This is a genomic window from Streptomyces sp. NPDC047841 (assembly GCF_040704085.1).
Classification (GTDB): Bacteria; Actinomycetota; Actinomycetes; order Streptomycetales; family Streptomycetaceae; genus Streptomyces; species Streptomyces argyrophylli.
Window position 1 is genome coordinate 47,411 of the sequence record NZ_JBEYRP010000019.1, and the last position, 21,152, is coordinate 68,562.

General features: G+C 73.8%; 20 protein-coding genes. 9 read left to right on the forward strand and 11 right to left on the reverse strand.

Annotated features, from left to right (window positions below; genetic code table 11):
* Positions 1 to 7: 7 nt before the first annotated feature.
* The 7 genes from AB0947_RS29770 to mgrA form a co-directional block, all read right to left on the reverse strand.
* Positions 8 to 430 carry an ATP-binding protein gene (locus tag AB0947_RS29770; RefSeq protein WP_366753441.1) on the reverse strand — a complete coding sequence of 141 codons (423 nt, stop codon included), beginning with the start codon at positions 428 to 430 and terminating at the stop codon, positions 8 to 10.
* Between the two features lie 260 nt (positions 431 to 690).
* Positions 691 to 864 (reverse strand): CsbD family protein, encoded by a 174-nt coding sequence (locus AB0947_RS29775; protein ID WP_366753442.1) that lies wholly within the window; start codon positions 862 to 864, stop codon positions 691 to 693.
* An 82-nt stretch (positions 865 to 946) separates the two neighbouring features.
* On the reverse strand, positions 947 to 1,567 hold the full coding sequence (locus AB0947_RS29780; RefSeq protein ID WP_366753443.1) for a DedA family protein: 621 nt from the start codon (positions 1,565 to 1,567) through the stop codon (positions 947 to 949).
* A gap of 34 nt (positions 1,568 to 1,601) precedes the next feature.
* Complete coding sequence (locus AB0947_RS29785; RefSeq protein WP_366753444.1) at positions 1,602 to 2,864, reverse strand: cation:proton antiporter; 1,263 nt, start codon at positions 2,862 to 2,864, stop codon at positions 1,602 to 1,604.
* A 5-nt stretch (positions 2,865 to 2,869) separates the two neighbouring features.
* Positions 2,870 to 3,355 carry a TrkA C-terminal domain-containing protein gene (locus AB0947_RS29790; protein ID WP_366753445.1) on the reverse strand — a complete coding sequence of 162 codons (486 nt, stop codon included), beginning with the start codon at positions 3,353 to 3,355 and terminating at the stop codon, positions 2,870 to 2,872.
* A 125-nt stretch (positions 3,356 to 3,480) separates the two neighbouring features.
* On the reverse strand, positions 3,481 to 3,663 hold the full coding sequence (locus tag AB0947_RS29795) for a hypothetical protein (protein ID WP_366753446.1): 183 nt from the start codon (positions 3,661 to 3,663) through the stop codon (positions 3,481 to 3,483).
* A 165-nt stretch (positions 3,664 to 3,828) separates the two neighbouring features.
* Positions 3,829 to 4,872, reverse strand: coding sequence for an L-glyceraldehyde 3-phosphate reductase (gene mgrA, locus AB0947_RS29800; RefSeq protein WP_366753447.1), 1,044 nt, complete (start codon positions 4,870 to 4,872; stop codon positions 3,829 to 3,831).
* Positions 4,873 to 5,051: 179 nt separating this feature from the next.
* Between mgrA and AB0947_RS29805 the strand changes: the two genes are divergently transcribed.
* The 3 genes from AB0947_RS29805 to pgm all read left to right on the forward strand — a co-directional run bounded on the left by AB0947_RS29805 (position 5,052) and on the right by pgm (position 9,516).
* Complete coding sequence (locus tag AB0947_RS29805; protein WP_366753448.1) at positions 5,052 to 6,596, forward strand: MFS transporter; 1,545 nt, start codon at positions 5,052 to 5,054, stop codon at positions 6,594 to 6,596.
* 144 nt (positions 6,597 to 6,740) lie between these two features.
* Positions 6,741 to 7,598, forward strand: a complete 858-nt coding sequence (locus tag AB0947_RS29810; protein WP_225810756.1) for a chitosanase — start codon at positions 6,741 to 6,743, stop codon at positions 7,596 to 7,598.
* 277 nt (positions 7,599 to 7,875) lie between these two features.
* Positions 7,876 to 9,516, forward strand: a complete 1,641-nt coding sequence (pgm, locus tag AB0947_RS29815; RefSeq protein WP_366753449.1) for a phosphoglucomutase (alpha-D-glucose-1,6-bisphosphate-dependent) — start codon at positions 7,876 to 7,878, stop codon at positions 9,514 to 9,516.
* A gap of 74 nt (positions 9,517 to 9,590) precedes the next feature.
* Here pgm and AB0947_RS29820 read toward each other — a convergent pair whose 3' ends face one another.
* Together AB0947_RS29820 and AB0947_RS29825 are read right to left on the reverse strand one after the other, a co-directional pair.
* Positions 9,591 to 10,490, reverse strand: coding sequence for an SGNH/GDSL hydrolase family protein (locus tag AB0947_RS29820; RefSeq protein WP_366753450.1), 900 nt, complete (start codon positions 10,488 to 10,490; stop codon positions 9,591 to 9,593).
* Between the two features lie 164 nt (positions 10,491 to 10,654).
* Positions 10,655 to 10,948, reverse strand: a complete 294-nt coding sequence (locus AB0947_RS29825; RefSeq protein WP_366753451.1) for a DUF5133 domain-containing protein — start codon at positions 10,946 to 10,948, stop codon at positions 10,655 to 10,657.
* Between the two features lie 333 nt (positions 10,949 to 11,281).
* On the opposite strand from AB0947_RS29825, the gene AB0947_RS29830 reads away from it, so the two are divergent.
* The 6 genes from AB0947_RS29830 to AB0947_RS29855 all read left to right on the forward strand — a co-directional run bounded on the left by AB0947_RS29830 (position 11,282) and on the right by AB0947_RS29855 (position 17,697).
* Positions 11,282 to 11,431 (forward strand): hypothetical protein, encoded by a 150-nt coding sequence (locus tag AB0947_RS29830; protein ID WP_366753452.1) that lies wholly within the window; start codon positions 11,282 to 11,284, stop codon positions 11,429 to 11,431.
* A 125-nt stretch (positions 11,432 to 11,556) separates the two neighbouring features.
* Complete coding sequence (locus AB0947_RS29835) at positions 11,557 to 13,164, forward strand: adenosine deaminase (protein ID WP_366753453.1); 1,608 nt, start codon at positions 11,557 to 11,559, stop codon at positions 13,162 to 13,164.
* Between the two features lie 212 nt (positions 13,165 to 13,376).
* Positions 13,377 to 14,033: a 1,4-alpha-glucan branching protein gene (locus tag AB0947_RS29840; protein ID WP_366753454.1), complete on the forward strand. Its 657-nt coding sequence runs from the start codon at positions 13,377 to 13,379 to the stop codon at positions 14,031 to 14,033.
* Positions 14,034 to 14,279: 246 nt separating this feature from the next.
* Positions 14,280 to 16,136: a M1 family aminopeptidase gene (locus AB0947_RS29845; RefSeq protein WP_366753455.1), complete on the forward strand. Its 1,857-nt coding sequence runs from the start codon at positions 14,280 to 14,282 to the stop codon at positions 16,134 to 16,136.
* Between the two features lie 84 nt (positions 16,137 to 16,220).
* A complete protein-coding gene (locus AB0947_RS29850; RefSeq protein WP_366753456.1) occupies positions 16,221 to 17,117 on the forward strand; it encodes a lysozyme in 897 nt (298 codons plus the stop codon).
* Positions 17,118 to 17,187: 70 nt separating this feature from the next.
* A complete protein-coding gene (locus tag AB0947_RS29855) occupies positions 17,188 to 17,697 on the forward strand; it encodes a molybdenum cofactor biosysynthesis protein (RefSeq protein WP_366753457.1) in 510 nt (169 codons plus the stop codon).
* Between the two features lie 10 nt (positions 17,698 to 17,707).
* Here AB0947_RS29855 and AB0947_RS29860 read toward each other — a convergent pair whose 3' ends face one another.
* Together AB0947_RS29860 and AB0947_RS29865 are read right to left on the reverse strand one after the other, a co-directional pair.
* Positions 17,708 to 18,814 carry an aromatic acid exporter family protein gene (locus AB0947_RS29860; RefSeq protein ID WP_366753458.1) on the reverse strand — a complete coding sequence of 369 codons (1,107 nt, stop codon included), beginning with the start codon at positions 18,812 to 18,814 and terminating at the stop codon, positions 17,708 to 17,710.
* A 163-nt stretch (positions 18,815 to 18,977) separates the two neighbouring features.
* A complete protein-coding gene (locus AB0947_RS29865; RefSeq protein ID WP_366753459.1) occupies positions 18,978 to 21,065 on the reverse strand; it encodes a heavy metal translocating P-type ATPase in 2,088 nt (695 codons plus the stop codon).
* Positions 21,066 to 21,152 lie beyond the last annotated feature (87 nt).

Below are 21,152 nucleotides of genomic sequence, written 5' to 3' on the forward strand. Positions count from 1 at the left end.
CGGGCCGTCAGGCGGTCGCCGGGCCGAGCGGCACGGTCGCGGTGACCCGCTTGCCGCGGGTCAGCCAGGTCACGTCCAGACCGCGGGAGAGCATCGTCACGAGGTGCAGGCCGTGGCCGCCGACCCGCCGGGGATCGGGGGGACGCCGCCGCGGCGGTTCCCCTGAGGTGTCCGTGACGGAGATGCGCAGCGCGGTGGCGTCCGGCAGCAGCTCCAGGCGCAGCGCGCAGGGGCCGGGTGCGTGCTTGGCCGCGTTGGTGACGAGCTCGCTGACGACGAGCTGGGCATCCTGCAGCGGGCGGCGTCCGGGCCTTGGCCGCGCCCGCGCCAGAAGGGCCGCGACGGCGTCTCTCGCCTCGGCGATGCTGCAGACGCCGGTGTCCCAGGTGCGGCTGTAGCGCAGCGGCCTGGCGCGGTCCTGCGTCGTCACGTGGGTCCTGAGCGGGATGTCCATACCTCGTTGCCCTTTTCCTCTGGGGTCAGGGGCCCTTCCTGTGCACAGGGGGGTCATGCCGTCCCTGCCCGGTTACCCGCTGGACCGCCGGTCAAGGGGACGACCCCGAGGAATCCTCCGGATGCTCACGAACGCCTGATGGGGGCGGTGCGCGCGCACAGGGCAACGGGCCCGGAGGCCCGCTCGCGCGGGATCTCCGGGCCCGTTGCCCTGCCGGACCGCCCTCGATGTCCTTCTCAGTGCTTGAAGACGTCCTTGACCTTCTCCTTGGCCTCCCGGGCGTCGCCCTTGGCGCCCGTCGCACGGCCCTCGGCCTCGACGCTCTCGTTGCCCACGGCGCGGCCCGCGGCCTCCTTGGCCTTGCCCTTCGCCTGCTCCGCCTTGGCCTTCGCCTTCTGGTTGCCGGCCATCACATGTCACATCCCCACATCGACGTGGTCTTCGGTCGCCCTCCGACTTGCCGCTGTGCCGCCGTCCAAACCACTGCCCGGGTCAGGTCTCGCGGCGCCGCCGCACGACGTGCCGCAGGACGAACGCCGCGACGAGGACGGCGACGGCGACGAGGACGTACAGCTCGTAGCGCCGGATCTCGTCGTAGATCGCGGTGATGTGGCTGCCCGCGAGGTAGGCCAGGGTCGTCCACAGGCCGACCCACAGGGCCGCGCCGAGGGCGTTGAAGGCGAGGAAGCGGCGCCAGTGCATGCCGGTCGTGCCCGCGATGACGCCGTTGGCCTGGCGCAGGCCCTCGACGAACCGGGCCACCGTCACGATCTTGCCGCCGTGCCGGGTGAAGAACGCCTCGGCGGCCTCGAACCGCTTGGGCGTCAGGAAGACGTACTTGCCCCAGCGGTGCACGAAGGCCCGCCCGCCGACCCGGCCGATCAGATAGCCGAGGTTGTCCCCGGCGACGGCCGCGACGAACGCGATGGCCGCCACGGCCACGATGTTGAGCCGCCCGGTGCCCGCGTACACGCCGGCCGCGAGCAGGATGGTCTCACCCGGGGCAGGGACGCCGAAGTCCTCGACGAGGACCACCGCTCCCACGGCCCAGTAGCCGTAGTGGCCGAGCAGTGGCGCCAGGTGGGCCAGCGGACCCGGAAGCGGAGGCGACATGCCTCCACGGTACGTCGGTGCGGCCGTGTGGCGATCAGGGCCGGCTGACGGAGGCTTCCTGGTCGTGCTGGTCGTGACGGTCCTGCCCGGCGGTGTCGGTGTCCGGGCCGGCTTCGGTCTCCGGTGCCGTGGGCCGGTCCCGGCGGCCGGTCAGGAGCCGGACGAGCGGTTCGGTGTACCGGGCGGTGAGGGGGCCGAGCACGACCAGGAGCAGCACGTAGGCGGTGGCCAGCGGGCCGAGGTCGGAGTCGATGCCGGAGGTGACGGCGAGTCCCGCGATGACGATGGAGAACTCGCCGCGGGCGACCAGGGTGCCGCCGGCCCGCCACCGGCCGCGGGCCGATATGCCCGCGCGGCGGGCCGCCCAGTAACCGGTGGCGATCTTCGTGAGGGTGGTGACGATCGCCAGGGCAAGTGCGGGCAGCAGCACCGGCGGGATGCTCGCCGGATCGGTGTGCAGTCCGAAGAAGACGAAGAACACCGCCGCGAACAGGTCCCGCAGCGGGGCGAGGAGGTGGTGGGCGCCCTCGGCGACCTCCCCGGACAGGGCGATGCCCACGAGGAACGCGCCGACCGCCGCCGAGACCTGGAGCTGCTGGGCGACTCCGGCCACCACCAGCGTCAGCCCGAGCACCACCAGGAGCAGCTTCTCGGGGTCGTCGGTGGAGACGAACCGGGAGATGTGCCGCCCGTAGCGGACCGCGACGAGCAGCACCAGGCCCGCCACGCCGAGCGCGATGGCCAGCGTGACGCTGCCGGCCGCGAAGCCGGTCCCGGCCAGCAGGGCCGTCACGACGGGCAGGTAGACCGCCATGGACAGGTCCTCCAGCACCAGGATGCTGAGGATCACCGGTGTCTCCCGGTTGCCGATCCGGCCGAGGTCGCCGAGGACCTTGGCGATGACGCCGGAGGAGGAGATCCAGGTGATGCCGGCCAGGACGACGGCGGCGATCGGGCCCCAGCCCAGCAGCAGGGCCATGGCGGCGCCGGGCAGCGCGTTGAGGGTGGCGTCGACGATCCCGGCCGGGTACTGGGTCTTCAGGTTGGAGACCAGATCGCCGGCCGTGTATTCGAGGCCCAGCATGAGCAGCAGCAGGACCACGCCGATCTCGGCGCCGATCGCGACGAACTCCTCGCTGGTGCCGAGCGGCAGCAGACCGCCCTCGCCGAAGGCGAGTCCGGCCAGCAGGTACAGCGGGATGGGCGAGAACCGGAGGCGGGCGGCGAGCCGGCCCAGCAGCCCGAGGCCCAGGATGATCGCGCCGAACTCGATGAGGAAGACCGCGGAGGAGTGCATCCGGATCACTCCCGCCCGAGTATCGCGGCGGCGGCGTCGACACCCTCGCGGGTGCCGATGACGATCAGCGTGTCCCCGCCGGCCAGCCGGAAGCCGGGGCCGGGGGAGGGGATCGCCTCGGCGCGGCGCAGGACGGCCACGATCGACACGCCGGTATCGGTGCGCATCCGGGTGTCGCCGAGCAGCCGTCCGTTCCAGTGCGAGGTCCCGGACAGCTCGATCCGCTCGGCCACCAGGCCCAGCTCGGTGGTGGAGAGCAGGGTGGGGCTGTGGTGGGTCGGCTTCAGGGCGTCGACCAGCGCCTCCGCCTCCTGGCCCGTGAGGTGGACCGACAGGGCGCAGGCGTCCGGATCGTCACGCTGGTAGGCGCTGAGGGTGCGCGAACCGTCCCGGTGGGCCACCACCGAAACGTGGCGGTGTTCGCGTGTCGTCAGGTCGTACCGGACTCCGATACCCGGCAACGGTGTCCTGCTGGTGCGTGCGGCGCTCATGGTGCCCCCCTGTCCGGCTTGAATGTTTCTTGGTGAAACTTTTAGCCGAACCCTACCCCGCACTCCCATCGTGCGGGGGAGGAGGCCCGAGCGGGCGGGGGGCGAGCGGGCGGCGGGGGCGGGCGTCAGGTTCCGGAGGCCGCTGCCCCCTGGTCGCCGGAGGAGTCGGGTTGGCACGCGTGGCACAGTTCGTGGGTCCCGTCGCGGGTGACGACGGTTCCCCAGCCGAGGCACTGCTCGCAGTCCCGGGCGAGGGTCAGATCGGGGTGGGGAGGCAGAAGGGGGTCGCGGTGGGCTCCGTGCGCCATACGGTGAGCGGCTCCTTGCGGTCGCGGGGCGTGGTGCGCGAGGGGCGGTGGACTGGGGAGAACGCCGCCCATTATGTCCTATTTATTCCCCCATGTCAGTGACACATGTCATGCAGTGCCACCGCAACGCCCCGCCGGGCGCGACCGGGAGCCGCCCCCGGCGCCTCAGCCGAGGTTCCCCAGCCGGGCGTCCCGCCACAGGTCAACGCCGCCCTCGGTCGCGTACCGGTCGATCTCGGCCAGCTCCTCGTCGCCGAAGGAGAGGTTCTCCAGCGCGGCGACGTTCTGCTCGAGCTGCTCGACCCGCGAGGCGCCGATGACGAGCGAGGTCACCCGCTCGTCCCGCAGCGCCCAGGCCAGCGCCAGCTGGGCCAGGGTCTGTCCGCGCCGGGCCGCGATGTCGTTCAGGGCGCGCAGCCGGCCGCGCAGGTCGTCCGTCAGCCAGGAGGCGTCCAGGGACGTGCCCCGCGCGGCCCGGGAGTCCGCCGGCACACCCTCCAGGTAGCGGCCGGTGAGCAGGCCCTGGGCGAGCGCCGTGAACCCGATGACCCCGAAGCCCTCCTCCTCGGCGGCGTCGAGCAGGCCGTCGGTCTCGATCCAGCGGTTCAGCATGCTGTACGACGGCTGGTGGATCAGCAGCGGGGTGCCGAGCTCGCGCAGGATCGCCGCCGCCTGCCGGGTGCGTTCGGCGTCGTAGGAGGAGATGCCGACGTACAGGGCCTTGCCCTGGCGGACGGCGGTGTCGAGCGCGCCCATGGTCTCCTCCAGCGGCGTGCTCGCGTCCAGCCGGTGGGAGTAGAAGATGTCGACGTAGTCCAGGCCCGTGCGGGACAGCGACTGGTCCAGCGAGGCCAGCAGGTACTTCCGGGAGCCGCCGCCCTGTCCGTAGGGGCCGGGCCACATGTCCCAGCCGGCCTTGGTGGAGATCACCAGCTCGTCCCGGTACGGCGCCAGGTCCCTGTGCAGCAGCCGTCCGAAGTTCAGCTCCGCCGCGCCGTACGGCGGGCCGTAGTTGTTGGCGAGGTCGTGGTGGGTGATCCCCAGGTCGAAGGCGCGCAGCGCGATCTCGCGCTGGGTCTCGAAGGGGCGGTCGTCGCCGAAGTTGTGCCAGTAGCCGAGGGACAGGACCGGCAGGTCCAGTCCGGAACGGCCGGTGCGCCGGTAGCGCATGGTGCCGTCGTAGCGAGCGGGGTCCGCGACGTACGTCATCGGGTCTTCTCCGGGTGGTGCCGTAGGGGGGTGCCCCGCGGGGGCGCGCGGGCCCTCCACCCTGCTCCGCGGCGCCGCGCAAGTCCAACCGCCGTCCCGGATGGGATTGAGCGGTTCCGTTTCTGAATCGGCCACAGGGGCAGGCGGTGATCAACAGCAGCGGGAGCAAGGAGGTGCTCATGAGCGGTGCGCGGACCGGTGGGGAAGGGGAGGACCGGGACAGGCGGCGGGTGACCGGGACGGTGGCGCGGCTGCCGCGCCAGGTCCGCGAGGAGCTGACCCACAGGCTCCGCCGCAACCGGGGGGCCTTCCGCCCGGACGACGTCCAGGTCGTCGAGCGCCCGCTGCTCCGGCGCGCCGTCGGCGCCTCCGCGCTCGGCAACTGCATGGAGTGGTTCGACTTCGGTGTCTACAGCTACCTCGCCGCCACCATCGGCAAGGTGTTCTTCCCCGGAGCCTCCCCGGCCGCCCAGGTCATCTCCTCGTTCGCGACCTTCGCCGCCGCCTTCGTCGTACGGCCCCTCGGCGGGCTCGTCTTCGGGCCGCTCGGCGACCGGATCGGGCGGCAGAAGGTGCTCGCCACCACCATGATCATGATGGCCGCCGGCACCTTCGCCATCGGCCTGATCCCCGGCTACGCCACCATCGGCATCGCCGCGCCCGTGCTGCTCCTGCTGGCCCGCATGGTCCAGGGCTTCTCCACCGGCGGCGAGTACGGCGGAGCCACCACCTTCGTCGCCGAGTACTCCCCGGACCGCCGGCGCGGCTTCCTCTCCAGCTGGCTCGACTTCGGCACCTTCACCGGCTACGCCCTCGGCTCGGCCCTGGTCACCCTGCTCAACCTGGCCCTGACGGACGCCCAGATGCTCTCCTGGGGGTGGCGCGTGCCGTTCCTGATCGCCGGGCCGCTCGGCGTGATCGGCCTCTACATGCGGCTGAAGCTGGAGGAGTCCCCGGCCTTCCAGCAGCAACTGGACGAACACGAGAAGGCGCTGGCGCAGGAGTCGGCGGGCAGCGAGTTCAAGGACATCATCAGGAACCACTGGCGGGCCCTGCTCGTCTGCATGGGCCTGGTGCTGCTCTACAACGTCACGAACTACATGGTCACCGGCTATCTGCCGACCTACCAGACCGAGACCCTGCGCCGCTCCAGCGGTTCCGCGGACGTCCTGGTGCTCGTCGGGATGGTGTGGATCGTCGTGCTGATCACCTTCCTCGGGCGGCTCAGCGACCGGGTCGGCCGGCGCCCGCTCTACGCCGTCGCCGCGGCCGCGATGATCGTGCTCGCCGTCCCCGCCTTCCTGCTCATCAAGGCGCACGGCACCTGGCCGCCGATCCTCGGGGTGCTGCTCCTGTCCACGCTGCTGGCCTGCTTCGCCGCCCCCAGCGCGGCCACCCTGCCCGCCCTGTTCCCGACCGCCGTCCGCTACGCGGCCATGGGCATCGGCTTCAACATCGCCGTCGCCGCGTTCGGCGGCACCACCCCACTGGTCACCGCCGCGCTGGTCGACCTCACCGGCGACGACCTCATGCCCGCCTACTACCTGATGCTGGCCGGCGCGATCGGCCTGCTCACCGTCCGGTTCCTGCCCGAGAGCGCCCAGGTCCCGCTCAAGGGCTCGCAGCCGATGGTCGGTTCACGGGAGGAGAGGCGCGAACTCATCACCACCTCCCGTGAGTTGTACGCGCTCGCGCAGGAGCGGGGGAAGGCGCGGCACGGCTGAGCCACGGCCCGTGCCGGGGGGCTTGTCCGATCCTACGAACTTCTCGTCCGCCGGGTTACCGGCCCGCCCCGCGTTTGATAGGAAACTTTCCTACCAGTACCGGTACGGACCAACCTCCCACCCCCCACTCCCCTTGGAGTCCCTGTGGTGTACGCAGACCGCGAAGCGGCAGCCCCCGCGAGCCCCGCCGGCCCCACCCGTCTCTCCCGCCGGACCGTCGTCGCCGCCCTCGGCGCCGTCGCCTCGGGCGCCCTGCTCGGGGTCTCCCGCGCCGGCACGGCCTCCGCCGCGGCGCCGGGGCTGGACGACCCGGCGAAGAAGGAGATCGCCATGAAGCTGGTGTCGAGCGCGGAGAACTCCTCGCTCGACTGGAAGGCCCAGTACAAGTACATCGAGGACATCGGCGACGGCCGCGGCTACACGGCCGGCATCATCGGCTTCTGCTCCGGGACCGGCGACATGCTCGACCTCGTCCAGCTCTACGCCGACCGCAAGCCCGGCAACGTCCTGGCCAAGTACCTGCCCGCCCTGCGGAAGGTCAACGGCACCGACTCGCACCAGGGCCTGGACCCCAATTACCCCGCGGACTGGCGCAAGGCCGCCCAGGACACCGCCTTCCAGCAGGCCCAGAACGACGAACGCGACCGCGTCTACTTCAACCCCGCCGTCGCCCAGGGCAAGACCGACGGGCTGCGCGCGCTCGGCCAGTTCATCTACTACGACGCCATCGTCATGCACGGCGACGGCGACGACCCGACCAGCTTCCGCAACATCCGCAAGCGCGCCCTGCGCAGCGCCAAGCCGCCGGCCCAGGGCGGCGACGAGACGGCGTACCTGAACGCCTTCCTGGACGCCCGGGTGTGGGCCATGAAGCAGGAGGAGGCCCACAGCGACACCAGCCGCGTCGACACCGCGCAGCGGGTCTTCCTGCGCAAGGGCAACCTCGACCTGAACACCCCGCTCGACTGGAAGGTCTACGGCGACAGCTACCACATCGGCTGATCTCCGCCGGGAACACGGCAGGCCGGCGGGCCCGGACTCCGGTGCCGGAGCGCGGTCCGGCGGCCTGCCGTGCCGTGCCGTGCCGGATCGCGGCGGAGCACCGCGCGGCCGGCCCGGACGGGCCCCTCCGTGACGGCCGCCGCGGTGATCACCAGGGCCGGATCACAGGCCCGGCGGGCCGGGTGTGTCCCACCTGTCAGGGGCGCACTCGCATGGCACGCCCCTGACAGGAAAGATGGGCGGTGAGCGAACGACCCCATCGAGGAGGAACCGACTCATGGCGCACGAGCGCGCCGGCCGGCCGGCCGGTCCCGAGGACCTTGTCGACGTGGCCCGGCTGGTCACGGCGTACTACACGCTGCACCCCGACCCGGCGGACCCGGGACAGCGGGTGGCGTTCGGCACCTCGGGCCACCGCGGTTCGTCCCTGGCGAGCGCCTTCAACGAGGACCACATCGCCGCCACCAGCCAGGCCATCTGCGAGTACCGTGCCGCCCAGGGCACCGACGGGCCGCTCTTCCTGGGCGCCGACACGCACGCCCTGTCCGAGCCGGCCAAGGCCACCGCGCTGGAGGTGTTCGCCGCCAACGAGGTGACCGTCCTCATCGACAGCGCGGACGGCTACACGCCCACGCCCGCCGTCTCGCACGCGATCCTGACGTACAACCGGGGCCGCACCACGGGCCTGGCCGACGGTGTGGTCGTCACCCCGTCGCACAACCCGCCCGCCGACGGCGGCTTCAAGTACAACCCGCCGAGCGGCGGCCCGGCGGCCTCCGACGCCACCTCCTGGATCCAGGACCGCGCCAACCAGATCATCACGGGCGGCCTGAAGGACGTACGCCGCCTCCCGTACGCCCGCGCGCTCGCCGCGGAGACCACCCAGCGGTACGACTTCCTCGGCACGTACGTCACCGACCTGCCCAGCGTCCTGGACCTGGACGCCGTCCGCGCCTCCGGCGTGCGCATCGGCGCCGACCCGCTCGGCGGCGCCTCCGTCGCCTACTGGGGCCGGATCGCGGAGCAGCACGGCATCGACCTGACGGTGGTCAACCCGCACACCGACCCCACCTGGCGGTTCATGACGCTGGACTGGGACGGCCAGATCCGCATGGACTGCTCCTCGCCGTACGCCATGGCCTCCCTCATCGAGCAGCGCGACCGCTTCCGCATCGCCACCGGCAACGACGCCGACGCCGACCGGCACGGCATCGTCACCCCGGACGCGGGCCTGATGAACCCCAACCACTACCTCGCCGTCGCCATCTCCTACCTCTACCGGCACCGCGACCAGTGGCCGGCCGCCGCGGGCATCGGCAAGACCCTCGTCTCCTCCACCATGATCGACCGGGTCGCCCGCGACCTCGGCCGCCGGCTCGTCGAGGTTCCCGTCGGCTTCAAGTGGTTCGTGGACGGACTGGCCGGCGGCGACCTCGGGTTCGGCGGCGAGGAGTCGGCCGGAGCGTCCTTCCTGCGCCGGGACGGCTCGGTGTGGACCACCGACAAGGACGGCATCATCCTCGCCCTGCTCGCCTCGGAGATCACGGCCGTCACCGACAGGACCCCCTCGGAGCACTACGCCGGCCTGACCGCCCGCTTCGGCGCACCCGCCTACGCCCGCATCGACGCCCCCGCGACCCGCGAACAGAAGGCGCTGCTCGCCAAGTTGTCGCCGGCGCAGGTCACCGCGGACACGCTGGCCGGGGAGCAGGTCACCGCCGTCCTCACCGAGGCGCCCGGCAACGGCGCCAGGATCGGCGGGATCAAGGTCACCACGGAGAACGCCTGGTTCGCCGCCCGGCCCTCGGGCACCGAGGACGTCTACAAGGTGTACGCCGAGTCCTTCCTCGGCGCCCGCCACCTCGCCCGGGTGCAGGAGGAGGCCCAGGCCGTGGTGCTGGGAGCGCTCGGCGGCTGAGCGGACGGCGGGGCGGCCTCCCGGCCCGGCGGACCGCCCCGCCGCCCCGGCCCGGTTCCGTCCGCCTCCCCGGCTCAGCCGCGTCCGCGTCCCCGGTCCAGGCGGTCCAGCACGGCCTCGGCCATGGCGGCCTCGCCCTTGGCGTTGGGATGGGCCGGGGCGCCGGGGGAGGCCGGCTGAAGGGGCTCGATCCAGCGGTCCGCCGGCGCCTTGCACATGTCGTGGCCGACCGTGGGTCCGTAGGTGTCCACGTACTCGGCCCGGTTCACGCCGGCCACCAGCCGCAGCATGAGGTTCAGCCGCTTCTCGGTGTCCCGCAGGTAGGCGAAGTCCTGTTGGGCGAAGGGGACCTGGGGGAAGCAGCCGCTGCCGTCGTCGGGCAGGAGGTCCGGGTAGCCGACGACGACCACCCGGGCGTGCGGCGCGCGGGCGTGCACGGCCCGCAGCACCCGGTCGACCTTCGGCGCGGTCCGCACGATGGTGAGGGCCAGCTGGTCGTGACCGGAGGCCGAGTAGGAGCGCTCACAGGGGTTGCCCGCCGGGTCCTGGGCGGCCAGGCGGGCGCAGGTGGCGATGATGGAGCCGAAGCCGACGTCGTTGCCGCCGATCTGCACCGTCACCAGGTCCGTGTGCCGGTCCAGGGCGTCGAGCTGGGGCGGGTTGGCGCCCTGCGCCTGCCACATCTCGGCGGTCGTCGCCCCGCCGCAGCTCACGTCCGTGAAGGCGGCCGCCTGCCGTCGGCCGGCCACGAGCGAGGGGTAGTTGTGGTCCGAGCGCGCGCAGCCGACGTCCACCTGCCGGGGGATGCCCGGGCCCGAGGTGTAGGAGTCGCCGAGCGCGGCATAGGCGCTCGCGCGGCCGGGTCCGCCCGGGTGCGCCGTGGCCGGTGCCGTGCCGGCGGCGACGAGGGCGCAACCGCCCAGTACCGCTCCGAGCACGGCGTTGCGCCGCCGGCCTGCCGCCCCGTCCGCCATGAGTCCTCCCCCTGAGCCCGCTGCGGCGCGCGGCGGCACCACCGCAGAGCGGCCCTCGCGCGTTCGACCGGGCCTGTATACCGTCCGGTAGGTCCCGCCGACCAGAAGCGGGACGCGACGAGTTCAGGGGGAGGGGCGGCGACAGCCCCGGGGGAGGGGCGGGTTCAGACGGCGGACACCTGTTCCACGGGGGCGGACGGCTGGAGCGTGGACGACGGCTCGGGCGTGGCCGGAGCCTGGAGCAGGGAGTCGTCCTCCGGGCGGGCGCCGGAGAGACGGTGGCGGGCGGCGATGAGGGCCATGTCGACGTCCCGGGTGCCGGTGGCCACGCACAGCGTGTAGGAGATGTCCGCCAGCCGCTGCCGGGCCTCGGGTGTGCTCTCCTCGGCCCCGAGCAGTGTGAGGGCCTCGTACTGGGCGATGAGGTCCTGCAGTACCGCGGGGTGGGCCATGAGCATGCGATCCGCCTCCCTGAATGGGGTCGCCGATGTACGAAGTCGCAGCGCGAATACCCCCGCATCCGCCACGCATTCCCCGCGGTCCCGGGCGGCTCGGCTGGTCCGGGGCGTCCCCTCCGCCGGCCTCACCGGCCCCCCGCGTCGCCGTCCTCCCCGAGGGCACCGCACCTGCGGCCCATACGGGTCCGGCAACGGGCTCGCCGAGCGGCGCTCCGGCACGCCGTCTGCTTCCCCGGCCAGGACGGCCGCGGCGGTCTCTGCAGCGTCAGGTACGGCCGGCGAACCGGCGCCCGCCCGCCCGGCGGCGCCCGGCTGACCGGCGGAGCCGACTTCGTGCCCGCCGCGGGCGGCACCGCCGAGGACGACGGCTGCCTCCTCGCCGTCGTCTCCGGCCTCGTCGGCCCGCCCCGCCGGGTGACGGCGGGCATCCACGGCTCCTGGACCGCGGACAGCGCGCTCCCCGGGGAGAACGGGAAGGGCTGACCGGAGGGACTCGGGGCGCCGGGATGCCCGGCGGTGTGCCGGCGCGTCACCCGGTCGGGTGCTCTCTGCCCGGGATGTGCCGGATCACGGCACGCCGCCGTGATCCTTCCGTGATCATGCCCCCTGTGAGTCTGCAACGTCGAGGTGCCCTGGGCCGGCGGGTCGTTCCGGCCGTACTCGGCACCCTCAGTGTCCTGTCCCTGCTCTCCGCCCTGCCGGCCGCAGCCCAGCCGGCGCGGCGGGACCACCGGCCCGCCGCACCACCGCCCCGGCAGGTCACCGCCGCGGAGGCGCGCACGGACGCCCGTCTCCGCTCCCTCCACGACCGGCCCGCGGCCCTGCGGGAGTTCTTCCGGCAGCTGCCCAAGGGCGGAGACCTGCACAACCACCTCTCCGGCGCGGTGTCCACGGAGTACCTGATCGAGCTGGCCGCCGAGGACGGGCTGTGCGTCGACACCGCGACGCTGACCGCGGTCACCCCGCCCTGCGGCGCCGGAACCCGGCCCGCCGCCGACGCGCGCACCGACCGCGCCTTCCACGACGCGCTGGTGCGCGCCTGGTCGATGGAGGACTTCCCGCCCGGTGAGAGCGGGCACGACCACTTCTTCGACACCTTCGGCAAGTTCGGCGAGGTCACCTGGCGGCACCGGGGCAAGCTGCTCGCGGAGGTCGCCGACACCGTCGTCCGCAACAACCAGTCCTACCTGGAGACGATGGTCACCCCGGCCTCCGACGGCGCGAAGAAGCTCGCCGCCGAGGTCGGCTGGGACGACGACCTCGCCGCCCTGCACCGCAGGCTGGTCGCGGGCGGCAGGCTGGACAAGCTGGTCGCCCAGGCCCGCGCGGAGGCGGACGACGGCGACGCGGAGTTCCGCGCCACCGAGCGGTGCGGCACCCCGCGGGCGCGGCCCGGGTGCGGCCTCACCGTCCGCTGGATCTCCCAGGCGTCCCGGGGCAGTGCGCCGGAGCGGGTCTTCACCCAGCTCGCCCTCGGGCTGCGGCTGGCCGAGGCCGACCCGCGGTTCGTCGCCGTGAACCTCGTCCAGCCCGAGGACTCGGACGTCTCCCTGCGCGACTACGGCCTGCAGATGCGCATGGTCGGCTACCTGCGCACCCAGTACCCGAAGGCGCACGTCACCCTGCACGCCGGCGAGCTGTGGCCGGGGCTGGTCAAGCCCAAGGACCTGAAGTTCCACATCCGGGAGGCCGTGGAGGTCGCCCGCACCGAACGGGTCGGGCACGGCGTCGACCTGGTCCACGAGGACGACTGGCGGCGCACCGCCCGCACGATGGCGGACCGTCAGGTGGCGGTGGAGGTGCCCTTCTCCAGCAACGCCCAGATCCTCGGCGTCAAGGGAGCCGACCACCCCTTCGGCACCTACCGCCGCTACGGCGTCCCGGTCGTCCTCGCCACCGACGACCCCGGGGTGTCCCGGACCGACATCAGCCACGAGTACCAGTACGCCGCCGCCACCTACGGCCTGAGCTACCCCGAGCTGAAGGACCTCGCCCGCGCCTCCCTGGAGTACGCCTTCCTGCCGGGCGCGAGCCTGTGGCAGGGCAACCCCGCCGCCACGGGCTACCGGCCGGTCCCGGCGTGCCGTGCCGAGCGCCCCGGCCTGCCCGTGCGCGGCGCGGCCTGCCGGCACCTGCTCGCCGACAGCGCCAAGGCCCGTCTCGAATGGCGCCAGGAGGCCGCCTTCGGCGCCTTCGAAAGGACGCACGGGGGCTGACGCCACCCGCCCGGCACCCCCGAGGCCCCCGGGGGTGCCGGGCGGACGAGGGAGCCTGGCAGGGGGTCCGGGTACGTGGCGCACGGCCGTGCGCACCTCGCCCCGGGGCAGCCGCCCTGTTCTCAGGCCCGGTTGAGTCCGGCGGTGTCCGGCGGGGAGGGTGTGGAAGGCTGGGCGGGTCCGCGTCCGCGCTACGGGAGGCAACCACCCGCATGGCCGTCATCCACCGCACGACCCTCAAGCCCGGCAAGACCGAACTGCTCGCCGACTGGCTGCCCGGCCGCCCCTGGTACCGCGGCGGCCCGGACGCTCCCGTGCTGGAGAAGTCCGGCGGCTTCCGGCTGGACGACCCCGAGGGCGAGGTCGGCATCGAGTTCATGGTGGTCACCGACACGTCGGGCCCCGGCCGTACGGCCTATCTGGCGCCGCTCACCTACCGGGGGGCGCCGCTGGAGGGCGCCGAGCACGCGCTCGTCGGCACGACGGAGCACGGGGTGCTGGGCACGCGCTGGGTGTACGACGGCTGCCACGACCCGGTGCTGGTCGCCGAACTGCTGGCGCTGATCGAGGGCAGGGCGCAGGCGATGGCCCAGAGCGTCACGGACACCCCCGACCACGAGGTGACCCGCTCCTACGACGGCGCGCCCCTCGTCCCGGACGGCTTCAGGCCCGAACCGTCCGAGGACGAGGACGGCACCCGCCTCCCGGTGCCCGGGGGCCTGACCCTGCACGTCCACCGCGTCCTCACCCCCGTCGCCGGGAACGCGCCGCTGCCGCCGCGGGACGCCCTCGGCCATGTGGCGACCGGCTGGCCGGACCCGGACGGCACCCGTCCGCACGCCGTCTTCATGACGCTGCGCGCCCTCTGACCCCGGCGGGCGGTGCCGGCGGGCCTGCGGGCGCGCCGGCCCACTCGGGGCCACCCTCTTCGCCGGTCTGGCATGACCCGGTCAAATCTGTCACTCTTTCGGCAGCCCGCGCCCCGACCCACAGGGGCGCGCGCCGCACCTGTGCACAGCGATCGCGCAAGCCCCACCCGGACCGCCCCGGCGCACCCCAGCCGGCCGGGCGGTCTTCGAGCAGGCCGGACCCCGGCCGCCGCAAAGGAGTAGCGTGTGAGACCGACCCCCCACAGGGCCCTCGGCGCCGGCGCGGTCACCGCCGCCGCGCTGGCCGCCCTCGTCCTCCCCGGCACCCCCGCCGCCGCCCGGCCCGCCACGGCTCCCGCCGCCTGCACCCCGGCGCAGGTGATCGCCAACGGCGGCTTCGAGAGCGGCACTTCACCGTGGACCCAGTCCGCGTCCACCGTGATCACCAGCCGCTCCGGGCAGACCCCCCACGGCGGCACCTCCTACGCCTGGCTGGACGGCGTCGGCGGCACCCACACCGACACCCTCGGCCAGAGCGTCACCGTCCCGTCCGGATGCGGCGCCGCCACCCTCACCTTCTGGCTGCACGTCGACACCGCCGAGACGACCTCGTCCACCGCCTACGACACACTCACGGCCAAGCTCGGCGGCACCACGCTGGCCACCTACTCGAACCTGGACAAGAACACCGGCTACGTGAAGAAGTCGGTCGACGTGTCCGCGTTCGCCGGCCAGACCGTGAACCTGTCCTTCACCGGCACCGAGGACTCCAGCCTCCAGACGAGCTTCGTCCTGGACGACATCGCCCTCGACACCTCGGACGGCACCACACCACCGCCGGCCGACTCCGCACGGACCCCGGCGGCCCCGTCGTACACCGTGAACCTGAGCAGCGACACCAGCGGCACCGTCTGGACCGGGCGCGAGAGCGTGACCTTCACCAACGCCTCCGCCACCGCGCTCGGCGAGGTCTACCTCAGGCTCTGGGACAACTACCACGGCAGCTGCGACGCGATGCCCGTCAAGGTCGGCAACGTCACCGGCGGCACCGCCGGCGCCCTCTCCGTCGCGTGCACCGCCCTGAGGATCGACCTGCCGAGCCCGCTCGCCCAGGGCCAGAGCACCACCATCGGCTTCGACCTCGGCATCACCGTGCCCAGCGGCGCCGACCGCTTCGGCCACGACGGCGCGTTCAGCTTCGTCGGCAACGCCCTGCCCGTCCTCGCCGTCCGCGACAGCGCCGGCTGGCACCTGGACCCGTACACGAACAACGGCGAGTCCTTCTACTCCCTGGCCGCCGACTTCCGTGTCACCCTGGACCACCCCAGCACCCTGCTGGTCCCGGCCACCGGCACCTCCACGGACACGCCCGGCTCCAGCGGCCGTACCGTCACCACGGCCACCGCCTCCAAGGTCCGTGACTTCGCCTGGGCGGCGGGCCCCTTCACCAAGATCTCCGGCACCTCGGCCGCCGGCGTCCCGGTGAACGTCTACTCCGTCTCGGGGATCAGCTCCACCAGCGCCCAGTCGATGCTCAGCACCGCCAAGAGCGCGGTCGACGCCCACGCCTCCCGGTTCGGCGCCTACCCGTACGGCGAGCTGGACGCCGTCATCGACAACAACTACTGGTTCGGCGGCATGGAGTACCCCGGCTTCGTCCTCGACCTGGTCAGCACCACCGCGCTCACCCACGAGATCGCCCACCAGTGGTGGTACGGCATCGTCGGCGACGACGAGTACACCAGCCCCTGGCTGGACGAGTCGTTCACCGACTACGCCACCGACCTCGCCCAGGGCAAGACCGGGACCAACTGCTGGAGCGGCGTCTCCTGGGCCTCCAGCACCGAGAAGATCACCAACTCGATGGCGTACTGGGACGCGCACTCCTCCCGGTACTCCACCGTCGTCTACGGCTACGGCAAGTGCGCCCTGCACGACCTGCGCCGCGTCCTCGGGGACACCGCCATGGCCAAGCTGCTGAAGGACTACGCGACCGCGCACTGGTACGGCGTGTCCACCACGGCCGAGTTCAAGGCGGCGGCCCAGGCGGCCACGAGCACGGACCTGACCTCCTTCTGGACGCAGCACCGCATCGAGGGGTGACGGACGCCCACACGGGTTGAAACCGGCCGCGGACGGCCTCGTTGGGCGCAGTCCGACGTGCGCGGGGATCGGGCCCCGGGTCGGATGGATCCCGTGCGAATCCCCATATTCCGCTTCCGTGGCCGGTCCCGCCCGTGCCTCACCGGCGCCCTGACCTGCCTGCTGCTGTTCCTGTCCGGCCCCCCGGCCGCGTCCGACGCGACCGGGGGCGCGCCCGAGCGCGGCAGCGCCTACATGGGCATCGGCGTCCTCGCCCACGACGGCGAGTCCGGCGCCCCGCCGCCGGACCCCCGCGCCTCCCAGACCGAGGGGGTGGACGTCTCCAGCCACCAACGCGACGTCGACTGGCCGACGCTGTGGAACAGCGGCACCAAGTGGGCGTACACCAAGGCCACCGAGGGGACGTCCTACACCAACCCCTACTTCACCCAGCAGTACGACGGCTCGTTCGACGCCGGCATGGTGCGCGGCGCCTACCACTTCGCCACCCCGGACACGGCCGGCGGCGCCGCCCAGGCCGACTGGTTCGTGCAGCACGGCGGCGGCTGGTCGAACGACGCCCGGACGCTCCCCGGCGCCCTCGACATGGAGTGGAACCCGTACGGCGACTCCTGCTACGGCAAGTCCAAGAGCGGCATGGTCAGCTGGATCCGGGACTTCCTGGAGCGCTACAGGTCCCGCACCGGCCGGGACGCGGTCATCTACACGGCGACCAACTGGTGGACCGAGTGCACCGGCGACTACGCCGGCTTCGGCGCGACCAACCCGCTGTGGATCGCGCGCTACGCCTCGACGCCCGGGCCGCTGCCGGCCGGGTGGACGTCGTACACGATGTGGCAGTACACCTCCAGCGGCCCGACGGTCGGCGACCACGACCGCTTCAACGGCTCCCAGGACGGGCTGCGGGAGTTCGCCACCGGTGACGCACCGGACGCGCAGGCGCTGCGGACCCCCGGCTCCGGGACGGCGTCACGGTCCTGACCTCCGGGTCACGGCCGGATGGCCGGGCGCCGGGGACCGGGAACGGGCCGGCGCTGGTTAGGCTCGGAGCGTGCCGCACGTCGAGATACTCCAGCTGCTGGTGTCCCCGGTGCACCGCCTCGCGGGCCGGCCGGGCGACGGCCCGCCCGAGCTGCCGCCCGGCGAACTCGTGACGAGCGCCGAGGTCCGCGCGGGCCTCGGCATCGTCGGGGACCGCTACTTCAACCACCCCGCCCACCGCAACGCCTCGATCACCCTCATGGCCGCCGAGCGGCTGCCGCAGCCGTACCCGGCCGACCTGCTGCGGACCCGGCGCAACGTCCTGCTGCGCGGGGTCGACATCGACGCCTGCATCGGCAGGACCGTCTTCCTCGACTCCGGTTCCGGACCGGTCGAACTGGAGGTGCGCAGCGCCGCCCGGCCCTGCGCCTGGATGGACACCACCCTCGGCCCCGGCGCCCAGCGAGCCCTGCGCGGCGGCGGGGGAGTGCGCTGCCGGCCGCTGACCGACGGCGTCCTCACCGTCGGCCGCGCCGTGTTCGGCGTCCGCGGACCGGCGGACCCGGCGCCCGGCGCGTGAGCGGCCGCGCTCACCCGGCCGAGGCGGCCAACTGGTCGGCCAGCCGGTGGGCCTGGGCCAGCAGCGCGCCGTAGGTGGCGACCTCGTCGGGGTCGTCCGTCGTGGAGCGGACCAGGTCCCGGCGCAGCTCGCCGAGCGTGTCCCGCAGCCGCCGCACCGCCTCGCACAGCTCGTCCTCGCACTCGTCGCCGAACCGGCTGTGGCTGTAGAGCCGCAGCGCGCGGGCGGTCTCGTACAGGAAGTCCGCGTACCGCCGGGCGAGTTGCGGGTGCGGCCGGGGCGCCGAGCGGTCCTCGGCGGCGGCCTCCAGCACCGTGCGGGTCACCCCCGCGGTGTGCACGGCCGCGTAGTCCAGCACCACCAGCGCGTCGTCGTACCCCTTCCCGGGCAGCGGCAGGGCCGGCTTGCGGCGCCCGCGCAGGTTGACGCGCAGGCTCTCCCGGCTCCAGTCGACCGCCGAGCGGGCCTCCTCCACGAGCCCGTGCAGCCGCAGCGCGCGCTGGTGCCAGGCGTCCGCCTCCTCCGCGTCCCAGCGGCTCGCGGCCAGTCCGTCGGCCACGTCCCGCAGGATGTCGTGGGCCTCCTCGGTCGCGTCCCGCAGGACGGCACGGGTGTCGCGCAGATACAGCGGCGGCCGGACCAGCGCGTTCACGGTGATGCCGACCACCGCCCCGAACAGGGCCTCGGTGAGCCGGGCCGCGGAGGTGGCGACGGTGACCGATCCGTTGGTCAGGACGAACAGGGCGCCCGTGGCCGCGTAGATGCCCTGACTGCCCAGGCGGCGCCACTGGCCCAGCAGCATCACCAGGGGGAGCACCACCGCCATCGCCGCCACCGTGCTGTGCATCAGCAGTCCGACCGCGGTCGCCGCGACCGTGCCGGCCGCGATCGCCGCGAGCTGTTGCAGGCCGTGCGCGATCGAGCGGTACACGGTCGACTCCACCAGGACGACCGCCACCCACGGCGCGACGAACGCGACCGGCGCCCGCAGCCACCAGCCCGCGACCGCCCACGCCACCCACGCGGCCAGCGCCGCCTTCACCGCCTGGACGGCCAGGTCCCGTTCCCGGCACGGTCCCGCCCAGGCCCGCCGCACCGCACCCGCGGCACCCGCCACGTCACTCCGTACTCCTTGCCAGGTCAGTCGTATCCCACGCACGGCGCCCCGGGTGCCACCGTCGGCCCCACCTCATGCCACCGGGGCGCTGCCGAATGTGGCGGGGCCGGGACGGGGGCGGCCCTCGGCGTGGGCGCCGTACGGGGCGGCCGGCGACGGTGGGTCAGGCGGAGGACGTGTCCGTCCGTGCCGCCCTCCTCCAGGCGGCCTCGCGCAGCAGGCGCAGACCGTTCAGGCCGACGAGGACCGTGGAACCCTCGTGGCCGAGGACGCCCAGCGGCAGCGGCAGCGTGCCCGCGAGGTCCCAGACGACCAGGCCGGAGATGAACGCCGCCGCGATGACGAGGTTCTGCACGACCAGGCGGCGGGCGCGGCGGGAGAGCGCGACGACAGCGGGCACCGCGGCCAGCTCGTCGCGCACGATCACCGCGTCGGCGGTCTCCAGCGCCAGATCGGACCCGGCGCGGCCCATCGCGACACCGCTGTGCGCGGCGGCCAGCGCGGGCGCGTCGTTGACGCCGTCGCCGACGACCAGTACCCGGCGGCCGGCGTCCTGCCGCTCCCGCACGGCGGCCACCTTGTCCTCGGGCAGCAATCCGGCCCGGACGTCCTGGATGCCGACCTCGCCGGCCAGCCGGGCGGCGGCGCGCGCGTTGTCCCCGGTCAGCAGCGTCGGACGGGTCCCGGTCAGCGCGGTGAGCGCGGCGACGGTGACGGCGGCGTCCGGCCGCAGCCGGTCCGCGATCCCGAGCACCCCGGCCGGAACGCCGTCCACCACCACCAGCACGGCGGTACGGCCACCGGCTTCGAGCCGTGCGACGAGGGACGCGGCGGCGCGGCCGGCCGCCTGCCGGGTGGTGACCGGGGAAGCGGCGACGGGGGAGCCGTGCCGGTCCGTGTGCGACGGCCCGGTCGGCGCGCCGTCGTCCGGCGTCCCGCTCGTCCCGTCCAGCAGCCGGGCCGGCGTGCCCACCGCGACCGCGTGCTCCCCGACCGTGGCGGTGACGCCGACACCCGGTGCGGAGCGGAAGCCGCGGGCGATCGGAACGTCGAGGCCACGGGCGCGCGCGGCCTCCACCACGGCCCGGGCGAGCGGGTGCTCGCTCGGATGCTCGGCCGCCGCCGCGAGCGTGAGCAGCTCGCGCTCGCCGGGACCGGCTCCGGGCAGCGGTACGACGTCCGTCACCTTCGGCGTGCCCTCGGTCAGGGTGCCCGTCTTGTCCAGCGCCACCGCGTCCACCTGCCCGAGGCGTTCCATCACCACCGCCGACTTCACCAGCACCCCGTGCCGGCCGGCGTTGGCGATCGCCGACAGCAGCGGCGGCATGGTCGCGAGCACCACCGCGCACGGCGAGGCGACGATCATGAACGTCATGGCCCGCAGCAGCGACCCGGTCAGCGCGGCGCCGAAGGCGAGCGGCACCGCGAACACGGCGAGCGTCGCGGCGACCATGCCCAGCGAGTAGCGCTGTTCGACCTTCTCGATGAACAGCTGGGTCGGGGCCTTGGTCCCGGACGCCTCCTGCACCATGTGCACGATCCGGGCGATCACCGAGTCGGCGGCGTCCCGGCCGACCCGCACCCGCAGCGCGCCGGTGCCGTTGAGGGTGCCGGCGAAGACCTCGTCGCCGGGCTCCTTGGCGACGGGCAGCGGTTCACCGGTGATGGTGGCCTGGTCGACCTCGCTCGTCCCGTCCAGCACCCGGCCGTCGGCGCCGATCCGCTCGCCGGGCCGCACCAGGACGGTGTCGCCGACGGTGAGGTCCGCCGGCGTGACCGTCTCCTCGGTGCCGTCCGCGCGCAGCCGGGTGGCGGTGGCGGGGGCGAGGTCGAGCAGGCCGCGCACCGAGTCGGCGGTCCGGGCGGTGGCGAGTGCCTCCAGCGCCCCGGAGGTCGCGAAGATGACGATCAGCAGGGCGCCGTCCATCACCTGGCCGACGGCCGCCGCGCCCAGCGCCGCCACGATCATCAGCAGGTCCACGTCCAGGGTCCGGCCGGCCAGCGCCCGCAGCCCCGCCCACGCGGGCTCCCAGCCGCCGGCCGCGTAGGCGAGCGCGTACGGCACGGCCCAGGCCCAGCCGGGCGCGCCGGTGAGCTGGAGGGGGAGGGCGAGCAGGAACAGCACCGTGGCCGCCGCCGCCCAGCGGGCCTCGGGCAGCGCGAGGACCCGGGTGCGGCGCCGGGGCGCGGCGGGCTCGGCGCCGGATGCCCCGGTGGGGAGGGGGCGGCGGTCGGTGAGGACGGAGGGCATGGCGGGGAACCCTTCGGCAGGGTGGACGGCAGTGCAGCATGGCCACCATACAGGTACATATGAAGAATCTTTCAAGTGTCGTCTGTA

Excerpts from the sequence above, each read along its gene's own strand:
- AB0947_RS29775 (WP_366753442.1), bottom strand. The coding sequence starts at position 864 with ATGGCCGGCAACCAGAAGGCGAAGGCCAAGGCGGAGCAGGCGAAGGGC.
- AB0947_RS29780 (WP_366753443.1), bottom strand. The coding sequence starts at position 1,567 with ATGTCGCCTCCGCTTCCGGGTCCGCTGGCCCACCTGGCGCCACTGCTC.
- AB0947_RS29785 (WP_366753444.1), bottom strand. The coding sequence starts at position 2,864 with ATGCACTCCTCCGCGGTCTTCCTCATCGAGTTCGGCGCGATCATCCTG.
- AB0947_RS29790 (WP_366753445.1), bottom strand. The coding sequence starts at position 3,355 with ATGAGCGCCGCACGCACCAGCAGGACACCGTTGCCGGGTATCGGAGTC.
- AB0947_RS29795 (WP_366753446.1), bottom strand. The coding sequence starts at position 3,663 with ATGGCGCACGGAGCCCACCGCGACCCCCTTCTGCCTCCCCACCCCGAT.
- mgrA (WP_366753447.1), bottom strand. The coding sequence starts at position 4,872 with ATGACGTACGTCGCGGACCCCGCTCGCTACGACGGCACCATGCGCTAC.
- AB0947_RS29805 (WP_366753448.1), top strand. The coding sequence starts at position 5,052 with ATGAGCGGTGCGCGGACCGGTGGGGAAGGGGAGGACCGGGACAGGCGG.
- pgm (WP_366753449.1), top strand. The coding sequence starts at position 7,876 with ATGGCGCACGAGCGCGCCGGCCGGCCGGCCGGTCCCGAGGACCTTGTC.
- AB0947_RS29820 (WP_366753450.1), bottom strand. The coding sequence starts at position 10,490 with ATGGCGGACGGGGCGGCAGGCCGGCGGCGCAACGCCGTGCTCGGAGCG.
- AB0947_RS29825 (WP_366753451.1), bottom strand. The coding sequence starts at position 10,948 with ATGCTCATGGCCCACCCCGCGGTACTGCAGGACCTCATCGCCCAGTAC.
- AB0947_RS29840 (WP_366753454.1), top strand. The coding sequence starts at position 13,377 with ATGGCCGTCATCCACCGCACGACCCTCAAGCCCGGCAAGACCGAACTG.
- AB0947_RS29850 (WP_366753456.1), top strand. The coding sequence starts at position 16,221 with ATGGATCCCGTGCGAATCCCCATATTCCGCTTCCGTGGCCGGTCCCGC.
- AB0947_RS29865 (WP_366753459.1), bottom strand. The coding sequence starts at position 21,065 with ATGCCCTCCGTCCTCACCGACCGCCGCCCCCTCCCCACCGGGGCATCC.